14 protein-coding genes are annotated in these 11,990 nt (G+C 68.9%); 13 read left to right on the top strand and 1 reads right to left on the bottom strand.

Annotation, left to right across the window (positions count from 1 at the left end; all coding sequences use genetic code 11):
• Nucleotides 1–97: 97 nt before the first annotated feature.
• From IU459_RS08840 to IU459_RS08785, 12 genes are all read left to right on the top strand, one after another.
• Nucleotides 98–1,948 carry a hypothetical protein gene (locus IU459_RS08840; RefSeq protein WP_195128989.1) on the top strand — a complete coding sequence of 617 codons (1,851 nt, stop codon included), beginning with the start codon at nt 98–100 and terminating at the stop codon, nt 1,946–1,948.
• A complete protein-coding gene (locus IU459_RS08835) occupies nt 1,945–2,727 on the top strand; it encodes an ESX secretion-associated protein EspG (protein ID WP_195128988.1) in 783 nt (260 codons plus the stop codon). The genes IU459_RS08840 and IU459_RS08835 overlap by 4 nt, the downstream gene beginning before the upstream one ends.
• A 311-nt stretch (nt 2,728–3,038) precedes the next feature.
• Entirely contained in the window at nt 3,039–3,365 is a 327-nt protein-coding gene (locus IU459_RS08830) for a hypothetical protein (RefSeq protein WP_228837617.1), read from the top strand.
• Between the two features lie 14 nt (nt 3,366–3,379).
• Entirely contained in the window at nt 3,380–3,685 is a 306-nt protein-coding gene (locus IU459_RS08825) for a YbaB/EbfC family nucleoid-associated protein (RefSeq protein ID WP_195128987.1), read from the top strand.
• Between the two features lie 129 nt (nt 3,686–3,814).
• Complete coding sequence (locus IU459_RS08820; protein ID WP_195128986.1) at nt 3,815–4,132, top strand: type VII secretion target; 318 nt, start codon at nt 3,815–3,817, stop codon at nt 4,130–4,132.
• On the top strand, nt 4,129–5,409 hold the full coding sequence (locus IU459_RS08815; protein WP_195128985.1) for a hypothetical protein: 1,281 nt from the start codon (nt 4,129–4,131) through the stop codon (nt 5,407–5,409). The genes IU459_RS08820 and IU459_RS08815 overlap by 4 nt, the downstream gene beginning before the upstream one ends.
• Nucleotides 5,410–5,421: 12 nt before the next feature.
• Entirely contained in the window at nt 5,422–5,715 is a 294-nt protein-coding gene (locus tag IU459_RS08810; protein WP_195128984.1) for a PE domain-containing protein, read from the top strand.
• Between the two features lie 12 nt (nt 5,716–5,727).
• Nucleotides 5,728–6,705, top strand: coding sequence for a PPE domain-containing protein (locus tag IU459_RS08805; protein ID WP_195128983.1), 978 nt, complete (start codon nt 5,728–5,730; stop codon nt 6,703–6,705).
• Complete coding sequence (locus IU459_RS08800) at nt 6,702–6,938, top strand: hypothetical protein (RefSeq protein WP_195128982.1); 237 nt, start codon at nt 6,702–6,704, stop codon at nt 6,936–6,938. The genes IU459_RS08805 and IU459_RS08800 overlap by 4 nt, the downstream gene beginning before the upstream one ends.
• A gap of 187 nt (nt 6,939–7,125) precedes the next feature.
• Complete coding sequence (locus tag IU459_RS08795) at nt 7,126–7,908, top strand: ESX secretion-associated protein EspG (protein ID WP_228837650.1); 783 nt, start codon at nt 7,126–7,128, stop codon at nt 7,906–7,908.
• A gap of 86 nt (nt 7,909–7,994) precedes the next feature.
• Nucleotides 7,995–8,291 carry a WXG100 family type VII secretion target gene (locus IU459_RS08790; protein WP_067473339.1) on the top strand — a complete coding sequence of 99 codons (297 nt, stop codon included), beginning with the start codon at nt 7,995–7,997 and terminating at the stop codon, nt 8,289–8,291.
• 37 nt (nt 8,292–8,328) lie between these two features.
• The gene (locus tag IU459_RS08785; protein WP_195128980.1) at nt 8,329–8,616 is read left to right on the top strand and encodes a WXG100 family type VII secretion target; all 288 of its coding nucleotides are present in this window, start codon (nt 8,329–8,331) and stop codon (nt 8,614–8,616) included.
• Nucleotides 8,617–8,700: 84 nt separating this feature from the next.
• On the opposite strand, the gene eccE is transcribed toward IU459_RS08785, so the two are convergent.
• Entirely contained in the window at nt 8,701–10,425 is a 1,725-nt protein-coding gene (gene eccE / locus IU459_RS08780; RefSeq protein ID WP_195128979.1) for a type VII secretion protein EccE, read from the bottom strand.
• Nucleotides 10,426–10,520: 95 nt separating this feature from the next.
• Here eccE and eccB point away from each other — a divergent pair, with 95 nt between their 5' ends.
• Entirely contained in the window at nt 10,521–11,972 is a 1,452-nt protein-coding gene (gene eccB / locus IU459_RS08775; RefSeq protein ID WP_195128978.1) for a type VII secretion protein EccB, read from the top strand.
• Nucleotides 11,973–11,990: the final 18 nt, after the last annotated feature.

The raw sequence follows: 11,990 nt of genomic DNA, 5'->3' as shown, positions 1-11,990 counted from the left end.
CGCCCGGCGTCATCAGCCACACGGCGCGCCGGGTATGGCCCCGAAGAAGGTAGCTTGGGGATACAGGACGTGCGACGGATAGGCAGGAGCAGGACCTGTGGGCGACGGAGTGAACCCATGGACGGGATTGCAAGGGTTGGCTCGTGACGGCAAGATCACGGTGGACCACGGTGTCGCGGAGACCGCCGCGATCAACGTCGCCGACGCGCTCACCATGGTGGGCATCGTGCACTCCGCCGTCGAGCGGGTCCTGAACTATCAGGGCTTCGGAAATCTCGGTTCCGGCGCCGCGCTCGCGTCGAAGTTCTTCAAAGCCGGTCGCGATCTGGACGATCGGCTGAAGGACCACAAGAACATCCTCGCCGAGATGGGGGAGACGTTCGTCGTCGCTGGCCGGCTGTACCGGGACGGCGAGACCGACTCGGAGGCGGCGTTCACCCGGATCAAGAACAGCCGCTGGGGCGAGTGGCAGGACTTTCCACACGTGCCGGACGCCGGTGAGACCCAAAGGCCGGACTGGGCGACCGGGAACGAACTGCCCGCCATGAACGAGCGTCTGCGAAATGTCGGTTCGTCGCAGGACCGCGACACCGCGACGGTGACTCCGGAGCGAGCGCCGGAACGACCGCGGGACAGCGCGCAGAGCGGCGAGCACTGGAACGAGAACTCGGTGCGCGTCGAGAACGCCTACGCGCTGGAGTACAACACCTACTACAGCCTCGGCCAATCCATCGGCGACCACATTTCGGAAGTGACCGACGCGGCAGGCACCTGGAAGTGGATGGCCGACCGGCTGGAAACGGTCTTCACCAACCTGAAGAATCAGCTGACCCAGCTGCAGTCGAACGGTTCGTGGACCGGCGACGGCGCGGCGGGCGCGGTCACGGCGGCAACCGCGTACCAGGGCAATGTCACCGAGCTGACCGGGGATATGCGGCTGGTCAGCGACAACCTCATGTACACCTCGGGGTGGCTGTGGGGAACCAAGATCAACATGCCGCACACGCCATGGGCGAACGTCGGCAAGCCCTATGCCAGGGACGAACTGCTGCCGAAGGCCAGGACCGCGTTCAGCACCTTCTACGCGCCGGGTATCACCGCGTCCAGCAACGCGATTCCGCTACTGCCCGCCGCGCTGACTCCGGTCACCGCTCCCCAGGGGCCCGGTCCCGGTCCTGGTACAGGCCCAGGGCCCGGCACCTCTCCGGGGCCTGGGATCGCTCCCGGCCCGGGGATCAACGGCCCCGGTCCCGGAACATCCCAGACGAAAGCGCAAGCGGACGCGCAACGCCGTGCCGAAGCCGCCGCACGCCAGCAACAGCAGGAGGCGCTGCAGTTCCAGCGACAGCAGCAGGCCGAGGCTCGCAGGCAGCAGCAGGAGGCCGCGCAGTTCCAGCGGGAACAGCAAGCCGCGGCGCGCCAGCAGCAGGCCCAACAGGCCGCACAGCAGGCCGCCCAGCAGGGCCAGCAGGCGGTGCAGCAGGCGATGGCCGCCGGACAGCAAGGCCTCCAGCAGGCGATGCAGGCCGCTCAGCAGGCCGCGCAACAGGCGTTGCAGGATCGTCAGCGTGCGGGTTTGCCCGGCGTCCCGTCGGTACCAGGCACCGAGATCGACCCCAAGACCGGGTTGCCGAAAGGCGCCGGTGGACCCGGACCCGGCGCGGCGGGCCCCGGTGCGCCGGTCGGCAAGGATCTCACGCAGGCCGCCAAACTGTTCCCGCGTGCGAGCACGGCTACCGCGACGGCGGCCGGGACCGCGATGGGCCGTGGTGCGGGCATGGCTCCGACGGCGGGCATGCCCGGTTCTCCCGGAGCGGCGGGCGCCGCGGGCCGGAGCGCGGGAGATGGCCAGGCGCACAAGCGGCCCACCTTCCTCGATTCCACCGAGCACTTGGACGAAGCGCTCGGCGATGCGCCGCGCGTGGTCAAGCCGGTCGTGGAGAAATGAAGCGAACCTGGAAGTTCAGCGACATCGAGTTCTTCGTGCTCTGGGAGGGCCACGCCAAGGACGCGCTGCCGCCACCACTGGTCTTCACCAGCCGCACCCCGCTGCTCGACGACTTCGAGCTGGAAAAGAGCAGCGTCCGGGAAGCCTTGCGGAACAAGGTGGAGCACTCCTTCGGCGAGGTGCTGGCGACGCTCGCCGCGCCGGACATCCGGATCGTGGTCGACGGCTGGGACGGCACGGACGGCGACGACCCGAAGAAGTGCGTCCGTTTGCTCGCGGCGCGGCGGGGTGACGCCGGGTACGTCGTCAAGCAACTACCAGGAGAAACCATCTGGCACAGCGGCGGGTTCGAAGTGACCGAGTGCGCCGCGGTGGGACTCGCCGACGCGGTGGTCGCGCAGATGCCGGAAGCCGCGGCGGGCAAGCAGCCGGAGGTGGTGCTCGCCACCGACAGCGGCTCCGACATGGATTACGCGTACGGCGAGTCCGCGGTGGAGGATTCGTTCGACGACACCGTCGCCTACCGCTCGCGGAAGTTCCTCCAGGCCGAGGCCACCACGATCGGGACCATCGCGGTGATCCAGGGCAGCTCGGTGTTCGGGCCGCGCGGCGTCACGCACCGCGAGATCCGCTGGCGCGACGTGGTGGACGACGGTCGCTACGCGAGCAGCCCCGGCCTTCCGTCCGTCGCGGTGGGGGCGGATGCCGCTCGATTGACGGCGATGATCAACACCGAGGTCGCCGCGGTGGTGCGGGCGATCAAAGACGAACGCCGGTAGGCCGAGTCGGCCGGGCTTCCACTTTCGGAGGCCCATGGGATTCGACCAACACATCGACAAATCGATCGGTGACCATGCAATTGGTGTCGAAACCGATTGTGGACCAATGATCACATCTTGGCGATTCACCGACCTGTAGTGGGCGGTCCACGCGGGGAGAATTCGAAAAAGATGATCTTCCCGTTTCGGTCGTCTTCACTGCGCGTTCGAGATCGTCCGCATCATCAAAGATCAACAAGGTGCTGGGGCTCAGAGGAAGATGGGTGCTACTTGTCGGTAGCCCGTCGTACACTTTCAGGTACGACGAGCGGATGAGGGATGCCATGTGGAAAGCAGCGTCCAAGAGTGGCTCGATCTCGGTTGAGACCACCGAACAGGGACTGCCGGTATGTATCACGGTCGAACCTGGCGAATTACGACGCGAGCCGGGGGAGTTGGCGGGGGAGATTCTCAGATTATGCAAACAATCGGCGAATCGCGCCGGGCTTGCTCGCAGGGCGGAATTGGAGGCGGCTGGGCTCACCAGCGACGTCTTGGCGTTGACCGGCTTGCCCAAGCCGGAAGACGTTGCGCGGCAAGAGCTGGCGGAGGAGGCGGAGTACGAGGTCGAGCCGCAGAGCTGGCTCAGGTCGGTATGAGTGAGGCGGTTCGTATGAACGAGGCAATGGACGCCCTCGAAGCGCGAGTTCACCGTCAGCTCAATCGAATGCGCGATCTGGCCGACCAGATGGCCGCGGTCCGCGTGCGCGAGACCTCGCCCGACGGCGCCGTCACCGCCGTGGTGGACGGCAACGGCGCGCTCGTGGATCTCGAACTGTCCGGCGCGATCACGAAACTGTCGCCCGCCGAGTTCGAGCGAATCCTGGTGAGCACGGCGGCTTCCGCGGCGCGACGTGCGTTCGCCGAACGTGGCGCACTGGTGACCAGCTTCAACGAAGAAGTCGCCGAGTATGCGTAGGAATTCGGTGTCTGAAATGTCATGGAAGTGTCTACCGGTGTTTACGAAATATTCCCGGATCAACTGGTGGGATGATCCGGTACATTTGAAAAGAACGGACCAATCGTGTTCCGGCAGCGGAGGTTCCCGATGAACGAGATCGTTGTAGCTTCTGACGCCATCCGCGGGTACGGAGACGCTTCGGCGGCCATGGCCGTCGATGTAGCGGTCGCGGGGGCGGCGAACCAGGCGGCGACCATCGCCGCGGCAATTCCGGTTTTCGGCCTGATCGGGCAGGATTTCCTGGCCGCATTCGCCGTCGCGCAGGCCAACAACCTCACCTCGGTCGCCGAGCTGGCGCATGTGCACGGTATGACCGCCGTCGCCGCACACGAGAGCGCCGCGACCTACGACCTCACCGACGACGCTTCGGCCGGCGACTTCGGGTCGATCAGCACATCGATATGAGTGCGCCGCTCGACCAGTCCGTCGTGGATCTGCTCCGGCAGAGTGCGGTGGGGCCGATGCTCGACCGGCCGGTCAACGATGTCCTGAAAGACATGGGTTTGCCGCCGCTGCCGGAGATCTCGGGTCTGCCGCCGCTGCCGGAGTTCCCGCCGCTACCGGTGATCGACCTGTCCCTGTTGGCCAAGCCGCTCACGGATTTGGCGAGCAGTTTCGGGACCGGGCAGCTGCCCGCCGCACCACAGCTCGACCCGGCGCAGGTGTTGTCCCAGGTCTCCACCGTGGTGCAGACCGCGATGACGCTCGGCACCTCGGCGTTGCAGCTGGTGATGCAGCTCTGGCAAGGCATGGGCGCCTCCTCGGCGGCTCAGAAGGCCGGGCAGGCGGCCTCCGACGGCGCCGCGGTCGCGAGCCAGAGCGCGGCGACCTCCGCCGGTGTCACGGCGGCCTCGGGTTCGGTGTTCCAGGGCGCGAGCCTGATGGCGGCGATCATCGCGAAGTTCATGACCTCGCTCGCCGCTTCCGCGCCGTTCCTCGGCACGCCCGGCGGCCAGCTGTTCGTGGTCGCGCTGACCACCGAAACGCTCGCCGAGGCAACCGCCGTGGTCGCCAAGACCCGCGGTGAACTCACGGTGCACAGCGCGCAGATGACGACGACCGGACAGAAGGTGCCGGTCACGAACGCGCCGAAGAACGTCGACCCGATGCAGACGGTGTCGCAGCTCATGCAGCTGCTCGGCCCGTTGACCCAGATGGCGACCACCGGCGCGCAGGCGCTGCAAGCCGCGCAGACCGCGTTGAACGTGCCGAAGTCGATCTCGGACCCCGAAAAGGACCGGGAGCGGCTGAAGGAAGGCGAGCACCCGGACGGCGCGGAAGGTGCCGGTGCGGGCCCCCTCGGGGCCGGTGTCGGCGGCGCGGCGGGAACTCCTGCGCGGCAGTTGACCCCGTGGGCGGGTGCGCGCGGCGCCGGAGCGCTCGGCGCCGCGGGCGCGAGTATGCCTGCCGCCGAAGCCGCTTCCACCACGTCCGCCTCCGCGGCACGTGGCATGACTTCCGGTCCGGGAATGGTGCCGATGGCAGGCGCGGCCGGCGCCGCCGGCATGGCGCGCTCCGGCGAGCAGAGCACCGACGGCTTGCGTGGATTGCTGGTCACCGAGCAGCACGGCAACGAAGTCGTCGGGGAAATCGAGGGTGCCTCGCTGCCGGTGGTCGGCGCGGCCGAACGGGTCTCCGAACCACTGGACTCCGAGCCACCGGACAAGTCGCTCACCCTCTGACAGGAGGACGTCATGGAATTCGATCCCATCGAGGCCCGCAAGTCCGCCGCGGACCTGGACGCTCTCGCCGCGCGTCTGGAAGCCGATCTGCGGCAGAGCATGCCCGCGCTGGCGGTCGAGCCCGCGGGCTCTGACGAAGTGTCCGGTCGCGCGGCGGATACGTTGCGCGGTGTCGCGTCCTCCTATGACGGGGCCGCGTCCGCCGGAGTGCTGGAGATCCGAAAACTGGCCGCCGCGTTGCGTTCCCACACCGATCTGCTGGTGCGGATGGACGACGACAATGCCGCCGGCTTCGGAGCGAACTGACACGGAGCGCGCATGGTCGAACCACCGGTAATCGGATTCACCGGTGTGGTCTGGCAGGCCAGGCCAACCGAACAATTGGCGCGGGATCTGACCACGGGACCCGGCGCAGCGCCGATGGCCGACGCGAGCACGGCATGGGCGAAGCTCGCCGCGAGTTTCGGCGCCGCCGTCGTGGAATACGACCAGATCGTGGCGAAGATCCGCGAGTCGTGGCGATCCGGCGAGAGCGAGGCCGTGCTCGAACGCATCACCAAGCTGCGTGACTGGCTGGTCGACGCGGCCGCGGCGGCCGGCCAGAACGCCGCGAAGGCGGGCGCACAGGCGGTCGCCCACGAGGTGGCGCGCCTTGCCATGCCGCACGTCGCCGAAATCGCCGCGCTCGAAGCGGCGAAGCGCGGGATCGAGCAGGCCGGTGCCGCCCTGGGCGCGCCCTTGGTCGGGGCCGCTGCACAGGTCGATTCCGAACAGGACCTGGCGAAGGCGAACGCCGCGCGGGTGATGCAGAGCTACGAGGCGGCCACCGCGCCGCTGGCCATGCCGTGGCAACAGCAGCACCCGCCGGTGATCGCGAGTGGCGCGGCGCTGGAAGCCGAGGCAGGCGCGAACCAGACCACGGCGGCGGCGGCCGCCGCGAGCGTCCCGCGCATCGGTGGCATGCCGAACCTGGGCGCGCTGTCGATGCCGCGCGCGAAGACCGCGTACCACGCGCAGACGGTGTCGCAATCGGTGGCCGCGCCGGAAATCGTTCCGGTGGAGCCGGCTCCGGTCGTCGCCGACAACGCGTCGAGCCGGATGGCGCCCGGCGCGATGGCTCCCGGCATGGCCGCGGGCGACACCGAACGCGCCGTCCGCGCCGGAGCGTCGTCCGCGCCGCGTCCCGGCGAGGGCCTGCAGCTCGAGGCGGGCGTCGAAGCAGCGCCGCCGGTACTCGGCGCAGCACCCGAGCAAGCCGCGCGACCGGAGTCGGCACAGACCGAGGTGGCACCGTGACCGAGCGCGGCAAGGGAGTTATCGAGCACGGCGTCAGGGGGCGTGGCGCGGCTGTGCGTCAGCGCGGTGGTGTCGTGATCGAGCGCGGTGAGGTAGTCGTCGAGCACAGCGTCAACAGGGGCGGCGCGGCCGTGCGTCAGCGCGGTGGTGTCGTGACCGGGCGCGGCTGGGTAGCTATCCAGCGCGGCGCCAACGGGCGTGACGCGGCTGTGCGTCGGGAGGTGGCGTCGTGACGGAGTGCGGCCAGGGCGTTATCGAGCACGGTGTCAGCGGGTGCGGCGCGGCTGTGCGTCGGCGAGGTGGTGTCGGGACCAACTGCGGCGAGGGAGTTATCGCGCACAGCACCAGGGGACGCGGTGCGGCGGTGCGTCGGGGACGCGTTGCGTCCGCGCCTCGGGGGAGGAGGCCGGCGTGCCGACGATGACCAACGACGGACTGCTCGCGGCGTCCGGCCTGATCGGTGTGCAGACGTTGCCGCTGGTGCTGGGTGTGGGCCCGCGGCAGGATTCGGCCGAGGCGTGGCAGGAAGCGCAGCGGGAGGCCCTCACGGGCTTGCGCGCGTCGGGGCTCGTCGACGGCTACGACGAACTCGACGCCGAACTCGCCGCGGCGCTGCACACGTTGGCCCAGCCCGATCGTGAGCTGGTCGCCCGCATCTACACCGAAACCGGACCCGTGCGCGTGTGTTTGGCTCGCCGGGGGAGTGAGCACGCGGCCGCCATCCGTACCGGTGACGCCTTCGACGTGCACACGGCCTGGGCCGACGACGACGGTGCAGCGCTCGCGCGTCCGGTGCTCGCCGCGCTGGGCGCTTGCCCGCCCGCCGAGATCGCCGGCTTCAGCGCCCCGTCGGAGGAATTGCGCGAACGTCTCGACGGCGCGACCGCATCGAGTGATTTCACCCAGGCGGTGTACGCGCTCGGCGTGCTCGACCAGCGCGACGCGATCGAATTCGGTCTCGCCATGTCCAGCTGCCACGCGCACGCCGAAATCGTCGCCTACGCCCACGAGGACGGGGCGACACTCCGATCGTCCGGGGCGGTAGCCGTGTACGACACCGCGCGGGGTCGTATCGCGGCCAGCCCCGGCGCCGCCGCGGACCTCCGGGTCTGGTCCACCTTCACCCCGGGTTCCGATCACCGGATCGCGCAGGCGATTTCGGCACTGATCGAATCCCTGCCCGGAGGAAGGTGGATGCCCTAGCTCGCGCGTCGTCGAGAGCTGCGTGCGAAAACCCGGGAAACGTGAATCGCCAACATGAGTAACGACAGACGAAGGAAGGTCAGAAAATGTCCAAGGTAAGTCTCGACGATGCCGCGGCAGCCCAGGTCGTGAACGATTTCATGACGGCCGTCGGTCAGATCAAGACGACGATCGGCAATATCGGCAGCGACATCGAGGCCGCCAAGCCGGGCTGGCAGGGCGATGCCAACGATGCGTGCGGCCGGGCCGCTCAGGCATGGCAGGACGAAGGCGCCCGCCTCAACAGCAAGCTGGACGACATGACCTCGAAGATCTTCGAGGGCAGCCAGACGAAGAACAACGTCGACGCCGAGAACGTCGACTCGTTCACCAACCTGGTCTGAGCGCGGCGCCGACCCATCTCCTACGAAAGGATCCGACATGCTCTACGACCCCAAGTACCTGGTGCCGCTGATGGATCAGCTGGACGGACACTACCGCAACCTGCAGACCCAGATCTCCAATCTGGAGGAGGCGGCGGCGAAGCTGATCAACGTGGCGTGGGAGGACAACCAGTCTGCCGAGGGTTTCCGCACCGCCCACACCGCGTGGACCAACGAGTTCAGCGACACCGCCGACATTCTGGAGCGGCTGCGCGACGCGGTCGACCGCGCGCTCGGCAACGCGCAGCACGCCGACATGAAGGTGTACAACAGCTTCGCAGGCTGAGGGCACCGCTGACCACGAACGGCCCGTTCTCGGTAAGGGCGAACGGGCCGTTCGACGGCTCCCCGCGCACGCGGGGTTGATCCGTCAGTACGACAACGCGATCGGCGTGCCGAGGTAGTTCATCTCTGCCGGGGTGGCGACCATGTGGACGGTAGTGGTTCCGGTCGCGGTGCGTACGGTCACCAGGTTCGCCGTTTCGGCGTCCTCGATCAACGTGACGTCGGCGTCGAAGGATTCGGCGCCGGTCGCGTCCGAACGCAGCACGATGACCGTCGCGTCGGAATGGTGTGTGGACGGCGGAATGCCGTCGTAGACGAACACCGTGGCCGACCGGTGCGAGCTCGCCTGCTGCGAGCCTGCCGACCACGACGCCAGCGACAGCGAGTGCGGCGCGTCGACATATGCCACCATCGAGCGCCATGCGTCGTGCCGGTTGGTGTGCACCACCACGGTGGCGCCCAACGCGATTGCCCGCAGGATCACCTGCTTGGCGATGAGCAATGCGCCGATGATCTCGACCCGGCGCACGTACTGCCCGACCAGCGGCAGTGCCACACCTTGGCCGGAGGAATCGGCGCCGATCACCTGGCCACAGCCGGTGATCGGGGTGAACAGGTCGGCCAGGGATTCCGGCGTGCCCAAGTAGCTGTCGATCGGCAGCTGCGGCCCCTGGGTGTCGACCGGCAGATATTGCAGCAGCGCGCGACGGTGCTTGCCGGACATGGGCAGCAGGCCGGGAATGTCGACTTCGAGCGGCCGGGCACGCGAATCGAACCGAACGGTGGCGGTCACCGCGATGGTGGCGGGCCCGGCGTCGTGCGGCCGCGTGGTCGCCCCGGCCGCCTGCCGCAGGCGCAAAGTCACGGTGGTCGCCAGGCTCGGTGTCGCCCAGACCTCGGCGAGGCCGCGCGGACCGAGGGCCTCCGGCGCCATCCGGTAGAGGGCCGAGTGGATGCCGTCGTGTTCTACGCCGTGCTGGGTTTCGGTGAGCCGATCGAGTGCGGCGCCGCGGGTCAGTTCGTGCACGGCCGAGGTGATTTCGGCGGCCGACAACACCGACACGGTGAGGTCGCGCGCGGCCAGGCGGTTGGCCACGCGGCGCGTGGCGACGATCGCCGACCGCAGCGTTCCGGTGGAGCCGCCGCCGCGCCGGTCCACCGCGGGCGCGTTGGCCAGCGGATCCAAGCGCAGCACCAACCACACCGTGCGGTGAGCGACCGCGGGCAGCGGCCCGAGGATCTGCTCGTAGAGCCGGGCCACCTGGCCCGCGTCGGAGGTGCGCGAGCCGGTGCTGATCACGTCGATCGAGGCCAGCCCGATGTCGAATTGGTGCAGGCAACGAGCGATTTCGGGGAGCGGAACCATCTCGCCGGTGTTCAGGCCGCTCGGGCTGAGCAAGGTGACGCCGCGCGGCTGCGCATCGATCCGCAGCATGGTGATCAGCCGGGTGCCGTCCCAGCGCATGCCGTAGCTGCCGCCGTCGGGCAGTGGAACGTCGAACGGCGCATGGTTGACCGCGGTGGAACGGTGGCGAAACGCGTGCCACCGGAAAGTGAATTCTTCGGCGAGAAACGCCGCCAGGCAATTTCCGCGCCGCCGTACCAGCCCGATCAGCACGATCAGCGCGCCGCCCGCGACCGCGGCGTAGGTCGGCGCGTCGAACGCCACCGCGACCAGCGCGACCGTGATGGCCAGCAGCAATACCGGCAGTACCAGGCGAAGCGGGAGAGTCCGGAACAACCAGAACTGTCGTGAGTGCAGCGGCGGAGCCGAAGCCCGTGTGGCCCGGTCGGCCGTCGTTGACGCCATGGGCTCATCATGGACCGAACTTCCTGAGCTTCGCTACTGTAGAGCCGCGCGACCATGTCGCACCCCGATCCACCCGCGTCCTGTTCGGAGGATTCGTGCCGGCCCAGTTGACCACGCGCGCTCAAGTCAACGGCTACCGATTCCTGCTACGCCGTTACGAGCACGCACTCGTGCGCCGGGACGTGCGGATGCTGCACGACCCGATGCGCTCACAGTCCCGGTCGCTGGTCGTCGGTGCGGTGCTCGGCCTGCTGGTGGTGGCGGGCGCCGCGATCCTGGCGTTCCTGCGGCCGCAGGGCTCGGTCGACGACGCGAAGATCGTGATGGCCAAGGAGAGCGGCGCGCTCTACGCCGTCGTCGGCGAAACCTTGCATCCGGTGCTGAATCTGGCCTCGGCCCGGCTGATCACCCAGAGCAACGAGTCGCCCACTTCGGTCAAGGAATCCAAGCTCGCCGCACTGCCACGTGGTGCGCTGCTGGGCATCCCCGGCGCACCCGCGTCGCTACCAGGTTCCTCGGCGGGAAAGCGGTCGATCTGGACCCTGTGCGATGCGGTGCAGCTGTCCCCCGCCGGCAGTGCGGCCCGCTCCCCAGGGGTGCACACCACGGTGATCGCGGGTGGTTTGGCGACCGACGCGGACGGCGTCGCCCGGCCGCTCGGCGCCGACGCGGCGCTGCTGGTGGTCCGAGAGGGCAAGACTTTCCTGCTGTTCGACGGCAAGCGCGCGGAGGTCGATCCGAAGGACTCCGTGATGGCCCAATCGCTGAACCTGCGAGCCCATCAGCCCCGGCCGATCGGCACGGGGCTGTTGAACGCCGCGACCCAGGTCGCCGCCTTGGCCCCGCCGCAAATCGAGCGCGTCGGCGAGCCGGGACCCGGCAAGCTGTCCGGCGTGCCGGTCGGCGGCGTGATACGGGTGCGCGGCGTGGTCGCCGACGACCTCTACGTGGTGCTCGCCGATGGCGTGCAGCGGGTGTCGCCGTTCGCCGCGCAGGTCATCCGGAACGCGAATTCCCAAGGCATGAGTGAGATCACCACGGTACCGCCGGACCGGATCACCGGCGTCCCGGTGCTGGAGCGACTCCCGCTCGACCACTTCCCGTCCGAGACGCCGAAAATCCTGGCGGCCGAGGACGCACCGGTGGGCTGTACGTCCTGGTCCAGGGGCGCCGACGATCCGGCGGCGACGGTGACCATCCTGGCCGGTCGCAAGTTGCCGCTGTCCTCCTCGGCCACCCCGGTCGAGCTGGCCACGGCCGACGGTACGGGCGAGCGCGTGGACGCAGCCTACATTCGGCCGGGCACGGGCGAATTCGTCCAGGCCACGGGCATCGATCCGGAGAGCGCTCGGCGCGGCACGCTGTTCTACGTGGGCGACAACGGCATTCGCTACGGCGTCCCCGACGCCGAGACCGCGGCGGTGCTCGGCCTGGAATCGAAACCACGGCTGGCTCCGTGGCCGATCGTCGGCCAATTGGTGCCCGGCCCCACTCTCACGCCGCGGGACGCGCTCGTCAGTCACGACACACTGCCGTCCGGTCGTTAGACGCCAACCAACGCCGCG

It is taken from the genome of Nocardia amamiensis, from assembly GCF_015477605.1.
Taxonomy (GTDB): Bacteria; Actinomycetota; Actinomycetes; order Mycobacteriales; family Mycobacteriaceae; genus Nocardia; species Nocardia amamiensis_A.
Note: the sequence above shows the minus strand (reverse complement) of the source record. Positions and strands in the feature narration are given on the sequence as shown.